The 12,352-nt window shown below is 70.9% G+C and carries 13 protein-coding genes; 9 read left to right on the forward strand and 4 right to left on the reverse strand.

Going from position 1 to position 12,352, the window contains the following annotated elements:
* The 3 genes from ACTOWL_RS06380 to ACTOWL_RS06390 all read left to right on the forward strand — a co-directional run.
* Positions 1 to 195 (forward strand): (2Fe-2S)-binding protein (locus ACTOWL_RS06380; protein ID WP_441320365.1); only part of this gene is annotated, 195 nt, incomplete at its 5' end.
* A gap of 217 nt (positions 196 to 412) precedes the next feature.
* Positions 413 to 1,288, forward strand: coding sequence for an NAD(P)-dependent oxidoreductase (locus tag ACTOWL_RS06385; RefSeq protein ID WP_441320366.1), 876 nt, complete (start codon positions 413 to 415; stop codon positions 1,286 to 1,288).
* 76 nt (positions 1,289 to 1,364) lie between these two features.
* On the forward strand, positions 1,365 to 2,807 hold the full coding sequence (locus tag ACTOWL_RS06390; protein ID WP_441320367.1) for an alpha/beta fold hydrolase: 1,443 nt from the start codon (positions 1,365 to 1,367) through the stop codon (positions 2,805 to 2,807).
* A 15-nt stretch (positions 2,808 to 2,822) separates the two neighbouring features.
* Here ACTOWL_RS06390 and ACTOWL_RS06395 read toward each other — a convergent pair whose 3' ends face one another.
* On the reverse strand, positions 2,823 to 3,029 hold the full coding sequence (locus tag ACTOWL_RS06395) for a heavy-metal-associated domain-containing protein (RefSeq protein WP_441320368.1): 207 nt from the start codon (positions 3,027 to 3,029) through the stop codon (positions 2,823 to 2,825).
* A gap of 81 nt (positions 3,030 to 3,110) precedes the next feature.
* Entirely contained in the window at positions 3,111 to 4,721 is a 1,611-nt protein-coding gene (locus tag ACTOWL_RS06400) for a GH3 auxin-responsive promoter family protein (RefSeq protein ID WP_441320369.1), read from the reverse strand.
* Between the two features lie 275 nt (positions 4,722 to 4,996).
* Here ACTOWL_RS06400 and ACTOWL_RS06405 point away from each other — a divergent pair, with 275 nt between their 5' ends.
* From ACTOWL_RS06405 to ACTOWL_RS06430, 6 genes are all read left to right on the forward strand, one after another.
* On the forward strand, positions 4,997 to 5,947 hold the full coding sequence (locus ACTOWL_RS06405) for a sugar-binding protein (RefSeq protein ID WP_441320370.1): 951 nt from the start codon (positions 4,997 to 4,999) through the stop codon (positions 5,945 to 5,947).
* A gap of 114 nt (positions 5,948 to 6,061) precedes the next feature.
* A complete protein-coding gene (locus ACTOWL_RS06410; RefSeq protein WP_441320371.1) occupies positions 6,062 to 7,570 on the forward strand; it encodes a sugar ABC transporter ATP-binding protein in 1,509 nt (502 codons plus the stop codon).
* A 32-nt stretch (positions 7,571 to 7,602) separates the two neighbouring features.
* Positions 7,603 to 8,616 carry an ABC transporter permease gene (locus tag ACTOWL_RS06415; RefSeq protein WP_441320372.1) on the forward strand — a complete coding sequence of 338 codons (1,014 nt, stop codon included), beginning with the start codon at positions 7,603 to 7,605 and terminating at the stop codon, positions 8,614 to 8,616.
* 72 nt (positions 8,617 to 8,688) lie between these two features.
* Positions 8,689 to 9,282: a GNAT family N-acetyltransferase gene (locus ACTOWL_RS06420; protein ID WP_441320373.1), complete on the forward strand. Its 594-nt coding sequence runs from the start codon at positions 8,689 to 8,691 to the stop codon at positions 9,280 to 9,282.
* Positions 9,283 to 9,408: 126 nt separating this feature from the next.
* Positions 9,409 to 9,798 (forward strand): VOC family protein, encoded by a 390-nt coding sequence (locus ACTOWL_RS06425; RefSeq protein ID WP_441320374.1) that lies wholly within the window; start codon positions 9,409 to 9,411, stop codon positions 9,796 to 9,798.
* 245 nt (positions 9,799 to 10,043) lie between these two features.
* A complete protein-coding gene (locus ACTOWL_RS06430) occupies positions 10,044 to 10,661 on the forward strand; it encodes a LysE family translocator (RefSeq protein ID WP_441320375.1) in 618 nt (205 codons plus the stop codon).
* A 22-nt stretch (positions 10,662 to 10,683) separates the two neighbouring features.
* On the opposite strand, the gene ACTOWL_RS06435 is transcribed toward ACTOWL_RS06430, so the two are convergent.
* Both ACTOWL_RS06435 and ACTOWL_RS06440 read right to left on the reverse strand, forming a co-directional pair.
* Positions 10,684 to 11,244: a nucleotidyltransferase family protein gene (locus ACTOWL_RS06435; protein WP_441320376.1), complete on the reverse strand. Its 561-nt coding sequence runs from the start codon at positions 11,242 to 11,244 to the stop codon at positions 10,684 to 10,686.
* A gap of 21 nt (positions 11,245 to 11,265) precedes the next feature.
* On the reverse strand, positions 11,266 to 12,336 hold the full coding sequence (locus ACTOWL_RS06440) for an RluA family pseudouridine synthase (RefSeq protein ID WP_441320377.1): 1,071 nt from the start codon (positions 12,334 to 12,336) through the stop codon (positions 11,266 to 11,268).
* Positions 12,337 to 12,352: the final 16 nt, after the last annotated feature.

Consider the following 12,352-nt stretch of genomic DNA (forward strand, 5'->3'; position numbering starts at 1 on the left):
CCCCCGGCCGAGGGCCGCATCGTCTGCGCCTGCCTCGGCGTCGGCATCGAGCGGATCCTGCGCACCCTTCGCGAGGGCCAGGGCATCGGGGTCAAGGAGCTCGGCACCCTGCTCGGCGCCGGGACCAATTGCGGCTCCTGCGTGCCCGAGCTGAAGGAGATCGTCGCCCATGCCGCCCTCCCTGCCGCAGGTTGAGCCGTTGAATTCCGGCGTGGACGCCCAGGTCTGCTCGGCCGGCGCCAGCCCCCTCACCCTCCCGCCGCCTGCGGCGTCGGGCCCCTCCCTCTCCCCAAGGAGAGGGAAGGTTCACCTCTCCTCGGGGAGAGGTCGGAATCGCGAAGCGATTCCGGGTGAGGGGGCAGCTCCGGCCCCACCGGTTGCGCAGGACCAAGCCCCCCTGCCGCACCTCCCCGTGTTCCTGACCGTGCGCGGCCGGGTCTGCGTCCTGGTCGGCGGCGGCGACGCGACACCACCGAAACTCGAGCTGCTGCGCCGCGCCAGTGCTTCGATCCGGCTGGTCGGCGCCGATCCCAATTTCGCCGAGACGGCGGCCGCGGCCGGTGCCGAGATCCTGCCCGCCCCCTTGACCGCCGGCCACCTGGCCGGGGCCTGCCTGGTGATCGACGCCTCGGGCGACGACCGGACCAATGCCCGCAGCGCCGCCCTGGCGCGGGCGGCCGGCGTGCCGCTGAACGTCGTCGACCGGCCGGCGCTGTGCGACTTCATCCTGCCGGCGATCCTGGATCGGTCACCCGTCGTCGTCGCAGTCTCGACCGGCGGCGCGGCCCCTGCCCTGGCCGGGCTGATCCGGCAGGAGCTGGAGGCGCTGATCCCGCCCGGCCTCGGCCGCCTGGCCGCCCTGTCCGGCACGCTGCGCGGCGAGATCCGCCGCCGCATCGCCGACCCGGCCCGCCGCCTGGCCTTCTGGCGCCGGCTCTACCGCAGCGGCGCCTCGGACCGGGCGGCGGCGCTCGACCTGCTGGACCAGGTGGCGGCGGAGCGCTCGCCCACCGGGTCGCTGACCCGGATCACAATCGGCCCGGGCGGCGAGCAGGATCTGACGCTGCGGCAGGTGGCGGCGCTGCGCCGGGCCGATCTGCTGCTGGTCGAGGACGGCGGCGACCCGGCCGTGCTCGACCATGCCCGCCGCGACGCGCCGCGCCGAGGCCTGGTGCGAACGCCGGCCGAGGCCGCCGCCCTGCGCGAGGAGCTGGGACGGGGCCTGCAGGTGGTGCAGTTGGTCGCTGAGGAGATCCGGCAGGCCATGCCACGGCTGGCCGCGGAATAGCGGACGCTCTTGCCGCATGGCGTCGCCTCGCCCGCTTGCTTAGGTTTGGTGGGCCGTTGTCCCACGGATGCCGATGATGACCCGTCGCCTGATCCTGATCGCAGCCCTGACTCTGGCCGGGGGCGCCCCGGCCCTGGCGGCGCCCGAATTCCACGCCGGGGCCTGCGGCTTCACGGTGCCGGACGGCCGGGCCGCCACCTGCGGCACCGTCACCGTGCCGGAGAACCGGGACAAGCCCGACGGCGCCACCGTCACCCTGGCGGTCGCCATCCTGTCCACGCCCGACAAGCTCGGCGACGCGCCGCCGGTGCTGTATCTGGAGGGCGGCCCGGGCGGGGCGGCCGGGCTGGACCCCGACGGCATCGCCCGCTGGTGGGACCTGATCGCCCGCAACGACTGGCTGCAGCAGCGCAAGCTGGTGCTGTACGACCAGCGCGGCATGGGCAAGTCGGAGCCGAACCTGACCTGCCCCGAGATGGTCGACGCCCAGATCCGCAGCAACGGCCCGGAGGGGGACGGCGGCAATGACGCGGCCGCGGTCGACGCCGCCCGCGCCTGCCGCACACGCTGGGAGGGCGAAGGCCACGACCTGACCCGCTACACCACGCCAGACAGCGCCCGCGACGTCGCCGATCTGCGGCTCGCCCTCGGCATCGACCGATGGGTGCTGTTCGGGTCGTCCTACGGCACCCGGCTGGCGTTGGAGACGGTGCGGCGCTACCCCGACGGCATCGCCGCGCTGATCCTCGACGGCGTCTACCCGCCGGGCACGAGCCTGTTCACCGCGTCGGAGGAGGACGACCCGGACGGCGACCGGTCGCTGCAGCGCATCTTCGCCGCCTGCGCCGCCGATACGACCTGCAACGCCGCCTATCCCGACCTGGCCGGGCGCTACCGCACCCTGCTGGAGCGGCTGGACGACGAGCCGCCGACCGTCACCGTGGCGCGGCCGGACGGCAACGGCGAGGCCGAGCTGATGTTCACCGGCGGCCTGCTGGCGGAGGTGGTGTTCAACGACCTCTATTCCCGCGACGACGCCGCCACCCTGCCGGCGCTGATCGCCGGCATCGATGCCGACCGCGACGAGGCCTATGAGGAGGCGGCCGAGCAGTGGCTGGCCGGGCTACTGGACCCGACCATCGCCAACGGCGCCTACGACCTGGCCGAATGCCTGGCGCCGGATGCCGGCGACCTGCGCGACGCGCCGGGGTCGACCTGCCCGGCCTGGCCGGCCGGTGCCGCGGACGATCTCGGCTCGCAGCCGGTCGACAGCGCCATCCCGGCCCTGATCCTGTCCGGCGGGCTCGACCCGGTGACGCCGCCGGCCTGGGCCCGCGCCACCGCGTCGCATCTGCCGAACGGCTTCCTGGTCGAGCGCCAGGACCAGGGCCACGGCCTGATCGGCAGCGACCCCTGCGCCGAGACCCTGGCCGGCAAGTTCCTCGACGCGCCGGACCGCCAGCCGGTCGATTCCTGCCAGCTCGCGCCCGACCCGCTGCGCTTCCTGGTCAACGGCTGAGCCGGCGGCCCCGCGTCAGGCCGCTTCGGGCGTGTAGCCGGCCTCGGCGATGAGCGCGGCGACCTGGGCCCGGTCGGCGGCTCCGGTGACGGAGACCAGCTTGCGCACCGGGTCGGCCTCGACCTTGGCGCCGGGGATGCTGCCCTCGATCGCGCCCTTGATCGTGCCGGCGCAATGGCCGCAGGTCATGTCCTCGACCCGGAAGGACAGCGGGACACCCATGATGGTTCGGCTCCTGTTTCGCGTGGACCGGACAACTCTCCGACCTTCCAATATGGGAAGGTCAAGCCGCTTCTGCCGCCCTCAAGGCTGGTCTGCGGGCAGGCCGATCACCGCGTCGGCCAGCTCGGGGCGCTCGGCCTCCCCGACCAGCACCGCCAGCTTGACCTGGCTGTCGCGGCGCACACGGGCGACGGCGTCCTCGGTGAGACGGTCGAACCAGCCCGCTTGCATCACCCGCAGGACGGGCGGCGCCAGCTGCCGGTCGCCGCGGAGCGCGGCGTAGTTCTCGTTGACCGATCCCAGCGCCCGGTCGAAGCGCTGCAGCAGCTGCGGCAGGATCGCGGCCGGGACCGGCTCCGCCGGTTCGATCTGCAGCGCATAGCGGCGGGCCGGCAGCTCGGCCGCCACCTGGAAGTGGCGCAGGTTGAGCCCGGCCTCCGACGTCATGGCGGTGACGGCACCGACCACATGATCGACGGTCAGCATTTCGCCCTGCAGGTTCTGCACCTGGCCGCCCTTGTACAGGAAGTGCAGCACCGGCGAACCGGCCACCCGGCTGGTGACGCGGACGACGTCGTTCATGGCATAGCGGTACAGCCCACCGGTGGTGGTGAGGACCATCTGGTAGTTCTGCCCGGGCTCGACCTCATGCGCCAACAGGCTGCGGGCATCGGGCCGGCCGAACTCGTGCTCCGGCACGAACTCGAACACCGCGGTGTGCAGGGTCAGGATCCCCCCCGGGCTCTCATTGCCGAGCGGGATGGTGAAGATGCCCTCGCTCGCCATGTAGCCGACATCGCGCAGCGGCACCCCCGGGCGGCACCAGTCGCGCAGCGCCGGCGCGAAATGGCCCATCGAGCCGCCGATCCAGCAGCCCAGCGCCTGCAGGTCCGGCCAATAATCGGCCGGGCGCAGCCGGCCGCCGCGCCGGCGGCGTTCGGCCAGGGCCTGGGCCCGCTGCGGATCGGGCCGGAAGTCGTTCACGGCGATGGCGCGGATCGCGTCCGGCACCGCGAAGTCGCCGCACATCGTGCCGTCATGGAGGTCGCGGATCAGCACTTCGGAATGGCGGTCGGCGAATTCGAACACGCCCAGCAGCGCCGCGGCATTGCCGCTGAACACGAAGCTGCACGGCCGCTCGATGCCGAAGCGGAGCAGGGCATAGCGCCGCGCCGCGCCGTCCTCGATGTGATACGCCGCGTACGGATGGCAGAAGGTCCGCCGGATCGCCGACGGCAGGCGGAAGTAGGCACTGCCCGACAGCGCGCCATAGGGGAAGTGCCGCTCGGTCACCCCCTCGACGGCGGTGTTGAGCAGGGCCAGCGTCCGCCCCTGCAGCAGGCGGGGATTGTCGAGCACGGCGCGATCCAGCCAGCGGCGCAGCGTGTGCTGCTGCAGGGCCAGGCAGCGCCGGGTGAACGGAATCATCTTCGGCGTGCCGGTGGTGCCGGTGGTGCGGTGGAAGAAGAAGGGCGGCTCGGATGTCAGCACGCCGTCCCGCCCGGCCAGGACGGCGTCGACATAGGGCATCATGTCGGTCCACTGCCGGATCGGGACCGCCGCCCGGTACGCCTCGACCGACTTCAGCGCGCCGAAGCCGTGCTCCTGCCCGAAGCCGGTCCCGGCGTTGCGGCGCAGGATGTCGTTCAGCAGCGCCCGCTGCTGCGCCGCCAGGCCTTCATGCTGCCGCATGAAGCGCGTCCAGGCCCGTTGTCGATGGCTGATGGCGGCAGAAGGCATCGTCATGGGCTCCCTGAATATCTTTTTTTCAAATTCGCCTCGGATCTGCTGAAGGCTAGCAGAGGCTGCCGCGATCCGTGACTCCCCGCCGCGCCGAGCGCGCTCGGACACGTCGCATTCGCGCCGGCTTGACCGGTCCCGGCCGTTGTGATCCAAATTGTCTGATTATAATAGCAATGTTGACCGACCCCGCCACAGAGCGCGGTTCGGAAAACGGGAGGAACCCAATGAAGCGCCTGATTCTGGCGGGCCTCGCGGCCGCCGTCGCGTCGGTCCTCGCCATCGGCCCGGCCAACGCCGCCGACAAGACCATCGCCTTCGTCGTCAACGGCTCGTCCGATTTCTGGACCATCGCCCACAAGGGCACCGACAAGGCGGTGTCCGAGCTCAAGGGCTACAGCGTCGAGTTCAAGATCCCCGGCGAATCCAGCGCGGCGGAGCAGCGCCGCATCGTCGAGGACATGCTGGCCCGCGGCGTCGTCGGCATCGGCATCAGCCCGGTCGACCCGGACAACTCGACCGCGCTCCTGAACTCCGCCGCCGGCCAGGTGCCGCTGTTCACCTTCGACAGCGACGCGCCGAAGAGCAACCGGCTGCTGTACATCGGCACCGACAACGTCGCCGCCGGCGTGCAGGCGGGCGAGCTGATCAAGAAGACCCTGCCGGACGGCGGCAAGATCATGCTGTTCGTCGGCACGCTGGGCAACGCCAACGCCCGCGAGCGGGTCGAGGGCATCAAGAAGGCGATCGCCGGCACCAAGATCGAGATCGTCGACGTCCGCACCGACGACATCGACTTCGTCAAGGCCAAGCGCAATGTCGAGGACACGCTGACCAAGTATGACGACCTGGCGATGCTGGTCGGCCTTTACTCCTACAACACGCCGATCATCTACGACGCGATGAAGGCGGCCGGGAAGCTGGGCCAGATCAAGGTCGTCGGCTTCGACGAGGACCCGGTCACCCTGCGCGGCGTGCAGGAGGGCGTGATCGAGGGCACCGTGGTGCAGCAGCCCTATGAGTTCGGCTACCAGACGGTGAAGCTTCTGGCCCAGTACATTGAGGGCGACAAGTCCTTCATCCCGGCCGACAAGCTGAAGATCATCCCGACCCGGCTGATCGACCAGAGCAACGTCGCCGACTTCCAGAAGCAGATGAAGGAACTGCTGGGCAAGTAGCACCGGCAGCATGAGCCATCGGTTCCGACGATCCCCTTCCTTGTCCCCCCTCCCCTCGCGGGAGGGGGTCAGGGGGAGGGGATTCGCGCGACCAGAGCAGGCGGACTTCCAAGCATGACCGATGCCGTCCTCGCCATGGAGGGGATCTCCAAGACCTATCCGGGCGTGCAGGCGCTGAAGGATGTCAGCCTGTCCGTCCGCCGCGGCGAGGTGGTCGGGCTGATCGGCGAGAACGGGGCCGGCAAGTCGACGCTGATGAAGATCCTGGGCGGGGTCGAGGCCCCGACCGTCGGCACCGTCACCGTCGGCGGCACCCCGCGCGCGGCGCTGACGGTGACGGAGGCGATCGCCGCCGGCATCGCCTTCGTGCATCAGGAGCTGAACCTCTTCGACAATCTCGACGTCGCGGGCAACGTCTTCATCGGGCGCGAGCCGCGGCGCTTCGGCCCGCTGAAGCTGATCGACACCGCCCGGCTGCACGCCGACACGCAGAGGCTGCTCGACCGGCTCAGCGTCGATTTCGGGCCGGCCACGCCGCTGTCCGAGCTGTCGATCGCCCAGCGCCAGATGGTGGAGATCGCCAAGGCGCTGTCGCTCGACGCCCGCATCATCATCATGGACGAGCCGACCTCGAGCCTGACCCTGACCGAGACCCAGACGCTGCTGCGGGTGATCGGCGAGCTGAAGGCGGCCGGGGTGGCCATCATCTTCATCACCCACCGCCTGGGCGAGATCGAGGCCTGCGCCGACCGCGTGGTCTGCCTGCGCGACGGCCGGGTGGTCGGGGCGCTGGACCGCGACGAGATCCATCACGACCGCATGGTGCGGATGATGGTCGGGCGCGACCTGCGGGCGCTGTACATCCCGCCCGCCGTCGCGGCGCAGCCGGGCGCGGTCGAGATCCGCGGCGTGCGCACCGCCACCTATCCGGACCAGGAGGTGACGCTGTCGGTCGGCCGCGGCGAGATCCTGGGCCTGGCCGGCCTGGTCGGCTCCGGCCGCACCGAGCTGGCGCGCGCCATCTTCGGCATCGACCGGATGCTGGCCGGCGAGGTCCGGCTGGACGGCGCGAAACTGACCATCGGCACGCCCCGTGCGGCCATCGCCCAGGGCCTGTTCCTGGTGCCGGAGGACCGCAAGCGCAGCGGCCTGGTGCTGGACATGACCATCGCCGAGAACGTCACCCTGCCCGGCCTCGGCCGCGTTGCCAAACGCTGGCTGATCGACGGCCGCGGCGAGGCCAAGGAGGCCGAGGCCCAGCGCGAGAAGCTGCGCATCCGCACCCCGTCGGTCACCACCACCGCGCTGAAGCTGTCCGGCGGCAACCAGCAGAAGATCGTGCTGGCCAAGTGGCTGGCGCTGCAGCCGCGCTTCCTGATCTTCGACGAGCCGACGCGCGGCATCGACGTCGGCGCCAAGTCGGAGATCTACCAGCTGATGCGCAACCTGGCCGATCGCGGCGTGCCGATCCTGATGATCTCCAGCGACATGGAGGAGGTGATCGGCGTCAGTGACCGCATCGCGGTGATGCATGAGGGCCGGATCAGCGGCATCCTGGACCGCGACCGGTTCAGCGAGCCGAATGTGATGCAGCTGGCCGTCGGCCGGCCGCTGGCGGCGTAGCCGAGAGAAAGTCCGGGAGGACGTCAGGGACGATGAGGAAGGAACTGGGGCTGGCGATCCTGATCCTGGTGATCGGCACCATCTCGGCGCTGATCCAGCCGCGCTTCATCTCGGCGGTGAACCTGCTGAACATGGCCAATCTGGTCGGCCTGTACGGGCTGTTCTCGATCGGCCAGGGGCTGGTGATCATCACCGCCGGCATCGAGCTGTCGGTCGGGTCGATGTTCGCGCTGATCGGCGTCGTCTTCGTCGACATGGTGGTGAACTGGGGCTGGTCCTGGCCGCTGGCCCTGGCCGCCGCCATCGCCATGGGCGGGGTGTTCGGCGCCATCCACGGCTTCCTGGTCGCCCGGATCGGCATCCAGCCCTTCGTCGTCACCCTCTGCGCCCTGCTGATCTACCGCGGCGCCGCCCGCTACTACACCGACGACGCCACCGTCGGCTTCGGCTATGGCGGCGATTTCGACACGCTGGCGAACTTCGCCACCGGCCGCAGCTTCGGCATCCCGAACAGCTTCCTGGCCATGGTGGTGGTGGCGCTGGTGATGTGGGTGGTGCTGCACCGCTCGGTGTTCGGCCGCTACCTCTTCGCCGTCGGCAAGAACGAGGAGGCGGCGCGCTATTCCGGCATCAACACCCGCGCCGTGATCGCCTCGGCCTATGTCATCTGCGGCCTCCTGGCCGGCCTCGCGGCCGTGTTTCTCGCGTTCTACACCAACTCGATCCAGCCCTCGGCGCACGGCAATTTCTACGAGCTCTACGCCATCGCCGCGGCGGTGCTGGGCGGCTGCTCGCTGCGCGGCGGCGAGGGCTCGATCCTCGGCATCATCCTCGGCACCGTGCTGCTGCAGGTGCTGCAGAATCTGGTCAACCTGCTCGGCATCCCCTCCTCGCTCAACTTCGCGGTGATGGGCTCGGTGATCCTGATCGGCGTGCTGGCCGACCAGCATCTGCAGAGGATGCGCGCCGCCCGCCAGGCCCGCGCCGTGCCGGCCGCGGCCGACCGCCCGGCCCAGGCGGTCGCCGGATCGTCACCGAAGCCCTGACCGGGCGCGGCACCGACGAAACCGCGTGCGCCAGGGACCATCGAGGGTCATGATCGTCCCTCGGAGGCGCCAATGTCCGAATCCTCGATGCCGATCGTGGCGGTCGTCGAGCCGGCCGAGAGCGAGCGAGCCGTCGCCACCATCCTGCTGGCCTTCGCCACCGATCCGATGGCCCGCTGGACCTACCCCGACCCGCAGCAATACCTGCTGCATTTCCCGGGCTTCATCCGTGGCCTCGGCGGCGCGGCCTTCGCCGATGGAACGGCCTGGCAGGTCGACGATCATGCCGGGGCGATGCTGTGGCTGCGGCCGGGCGCTCATTCCGATGAGGAGGCTTTGGGAGCACTGATCGAAACGACCATTCCACAGGAGAGACAAGGCGAAATCGGCGCCATAGTCGAGCAGATGGCCCGGTATCACCCGGTCGAGCCGCACTGGCACCTGCCCCTGATCGGCGTCGACCCGCTGCACCAGCGCAAGGGTTATGGCGCGGCGCTGCTGCAGGACGCCTTGCAGCGCTGCGACCGGGACCATCTCCCCGCCTATCTCGAATCGAGCAACCCCGCCAATATCGGGCTGTACCGGCGGCACGGCTTCGAGGTCACGGGGACGATCCAGGCGGGGTCGTCGCCGCCCGTGACCCCGATGCGGCGCGCCGCGCGCTGATCGCCCGCGCGTCCGGAGCCTGGCCGGGCGGCCTGGCGGATCGAGCACCGTCGGTCGCGGGATCGTCATCGGAACCGTGATATCCTCTCCGAAACGCGGCGATCCGCCGTCTGATGGGAGGCAACGATGCCCGAACACGGAACCTTCTGCTGGAACGAGCTGAACACCCGCGACGCCGAGGCCGCCCGCGACTTCTACGCCAAGACCCTGGGCTGGACCTTCGATTCCATGACGATGGCGGCCGGCGGCGAATATCTGGTCGCCAAGGTCGGCGACCGCATGGTGGGTGGCATACTCGACATCCGGGCCGTCCCCGGCATGGAGAGCGTGCCGCCGCACTGGTTCGCCTATATCGAGGTCGACGACGTCGACGCCCGCGTCGCGGCGGCGCAGCAGGCCGGCGCCACCCTCATGCGCGACATCTTCGAGGTACCGGGCGTCGGCCGCATCGCCATCGTCCGCGACCCGACCGGCGCGGTCGTCGGCTGGATGACCTCGGCGCCCCAGCCCAGCTGACGGCCGCAGCCGACCCGTGCGATTGACGGCCCGGCGGCGCCGCGCATATGGTGCCGCCATGCGTCGCACCGTCTCCCTTCGCCTGCAACAAGCCCGCCGCAATCCGGCGGTCGCTGTCGCTTGCGCGCCCGGGACGAGGCTGCGGTCTTCCTGACCGGCGGCTGACGGCCCGACGCACGACGCCCCGCCCAACCGGCGGGGTTTTTCATGATCCTCGCCGGCCCCTCCTGCCTTCGGAGAGCCCGATGATCGACCCGCACCTCCTCCTCGCCTTCGTCGCCACCGTCACCCTGGTCATGCTGATCCCGGGGCCGAACGTCGCCCTGATCGTCGCCAACAGCGTCGCCTGGGGGCCGCGCTATGGCCTGCTGACCGTGTTCGGCACCAGCTCCGCCATGGTGCTGCAGCTCGGCCTCACCGCCCTCGGCATGGCCGAGGCGCTGGGCACCGCCGGCGGCTGGTTCGAGACGCTGCGCTGGATCGGCGTCGCCTATCTGGTCTGGCTCGGCATCGCCCATTGGCGGGCTCCGCCGGCTGACCTGACCCGGATTGCGGCGCAGCCGAAATCCGCCGGCGCCATCTACGGCCGCGCCGTGCTGGTGTCGCTGACCAACCCGAAGACCTTGCTGTTCTACGGCGCCTTCTTCCCGCAGTTCGTCGACCCGGCGCGGCCGGCCGGCGCCCAGATGGCGCTGCTGTCGGCGGTGTTCCTGCTGCTCGCCGTCATGCTCGACAGCGTCTGGGCGCTGCTGGCCGGCCGCGCCCGGACCCTGCTGGCCCGCCACGGCCGGCTGCGGCAGCGAATCACCGGCAGCCTGCTGGTCGGCGCCGGCATCGGCCTGGCCCTGGCGCGAGGCAAATAGGACAGATCGGCCGCTCCATCAGCTATTCGGCGATGGTCAGCCAGGGCCAGCGCGCCCGGTATGCCTCGACCTTGGCGCGAAACAGCCCGGGCGACGGGTTCAGCGGATTGGGCCGGAGGATGCCTTCGACCATGTCCTCGAGCCCGTTCGGGGCGTAGAGCCGGCCGGTCGCCGCCTCGATGCCGATGCAGGTGCATTGCACGAGGTAGCGGTCGATGCCGTCGGTGGCCGAGCGCAGCTGCGGATAGGCGCCGCCGAACCGCTTCCGGTACCAGAGATGGACCCGGGCCTGGTTCTTGACCTCGACCGGCACGCCGAGATCGGCGAACAGGACGGCGGCCTCGCGGATCATCGCATCCTCCGCCTCCCAGGACAGGTCGCGGTCGTCGAAATAGAAGACGTCGTAATCCTTGACCGACGTCTCCGGCGGCTGGCCGGAGCGCCGGTTCCACACCGCCTGGAACAGGCAGCCGGCGGTGAGATAGCACTGCGGCAGGCCGAGCCGCGGCAGCCGCTGCATCAGCGCGGCGTTCATCGGGTTCTCCATCGCCTGGGCGATGACGGTCTCGGCGGAGATCGGCATGGCTGGACGGCCGTCAGCCCCTCAATCTTCCGGCCCCTCCGGCTTCGCCTTCAGGTCGAAGTCGAAGTAGCGGAAGGTCGCCACCATGTGCGGCGGCAGGGGGGCGGTGACGTCGATGGTGCCGCGCGTCGGGTGCGGCAGCACCAGCCGGCGGGCGTGCAGATGCAGCTGGCGCGGCAGCTCCGCCCCGGCGATCGCGGCCTTGCCGGCGCCGTACTTGCCGTCGCCCAGGATCGGCGTGTTCAGCGCCGCCATGTGCAGGCGCAGCTGATGGGTGCGGCCGGTGACCGGCCATAGCGCCACGAAGGCAGCGTGCCGGACCGCGGCCTCGACCACGCTGTAGTCGGTGACCGCCCGTTGGCCGTCCTCGTCATCGTCCTCGACCACCCGGCCGACATTGTTCGGCGACCGCGCCAGGGCCAGGTCGATGCGGCCCTGATGCGGATGCGGCACGCCGACCGTCACCGCCCAGTACTCCTTGCGCGTGGCCCGCTCGCGAAAGGCCTCGCTCAGCCGCCGCGTCGCCTTGGCGGTGCGGCCGATCAGCAGCACGCCCGAGGTCTCCTGGTCCAGCCGGTGGACCAGCCGCGGTCGCTCCTTGGCGTCGAACTGCAGATGGTCGAGCAGCCCGTCGACATGCGCCTTGACCTTGCCGCCGCCCTGCGTCGCCAGGCCGGACGGCTTGTTCAGCACGATCACGTCGTCGTCGATCAAGAGGATGGCGCGCTTCAGCTCCGCCGCCAGGCCCTCGGCCTTCTCCGCCTTCAGCGGCATCGGCGCGCGCGGCACCGGCGCCTGCGCCGCGGCCTCGTCGAGCGGCGGGATGCGGATGGTCTGGCCGGCCTCCAGCCGCTGTGCCGCCTTGGCGCGCTTGCCGTCGACCCGGACCTGCCCGGTGCGCAGCAGCTTCTCCAGCCTGCCATGGGTCAGGCCGGGGAAGCGCTGGCGGAACCAGCGGTCGAGCCGCAGCTCGCCGTCGTCCTGCGACACCGCGACGGTCTGCACGGCGCGCGGCGCTGGGTTCCCGGATGGCGGGGTGGCGTCGGCCGCGGGCTTCGGCGCAGGATGGCGGATCTTCGGCGGGGCTGGCATTCGGCTCATCGGCGCT

This window comes from Inquilinus sp. CA228 (genome assembly GCF_052078665.1).
In the GTDB taxonomy this organism is placed as follows: domain Bacteria; phylum Pseudomonadota; class Alphaproteobacteria; order DSM-16000; family Inquilinaceae; genus Inquilinus.

Bases quoted from the DNA above. Each gene is read 5' to 3' on its own strand.
- ACTOWL_RS06405 (WP_441320370.1), top strand. From the start codon at position 4,997: ATGAAGCGCCTGATTCTGGCGGGCCTCGCGGCCGCCGTCGCGTCGGTC.
- ACTOWL_RS06440 (WP_441320377.1), bottom strand. From the start codon at position 12,336: ATGCCAGCCCCGCCGAAGATCCGCCATCCTGCGCCGAAGCCCGCGGCC.
- ACTOWL_RS06400 (WP_441320369.1), bottom strand. From the start codon at position 4,721: ATGCGGCAGCATGAAGGCCTGGCGGCGCAGCAGCGGGCGCTGCTGAAC.
- ACTOWL_RS06425 (WP_441320374.1), top strand. From the start codon at position 9,409: ATGCCCGAACACGGAACCTTCTGCTGGAACGAGCTGAACACCCGCGAC.
- ACTOWL_RS06390 (WP_441320367.1), top strand. From the start codon at position 1,365: ATGACCCGTCGCCTGATCCTGATCGCAGCCCTGACTCTGGCCGGGGGC.
- ACTOWL_RS06430 (WP_441320375.1), top strand. From the start codon at position 10,044: ATGATCGACCCGCACCTCCTCCTCGCCTTCGTCGCCACCGTCACCCTG.
- ACTOWL_RS06420 (WP_441320373.1), top strand. From the start codon at position 8,689: ATGTCCGAATCCTCGATGCCGATCGTGGCGGTCGTCGAGCCGGCCGAG.
- ACTOWL_RS06410 (WP_441320371.1), top strand. From the start codon at position 6,062: ATGACCGATGCCGTCCTCGCCATGGAGGGGATCTCCAAGACCTATCCG.
- ACTOWL_RS06435 (WP_441320376.1), bottom strand. From the start codon at position 11,244: ATGCCGATCTCCGCCGAGACCGTCATCGCCCAGGCGATGGAGAACCCG.
- ACTOWL_RS06415 (WP_441320372.1), top strand. From the start codon at position 7,603: ATGAGGAAGGAACTGGGGCTGGCGATCCTGATCCTGGTGATCGGCACC.
- ACTOWL_RS06395 (WP_441320368.1), bottom strand. From the start codon at position 3,029: ATGGGTGTCCCGCTGTCCTTCCGGGTCGAGGACATGACCTGCGGCCAT.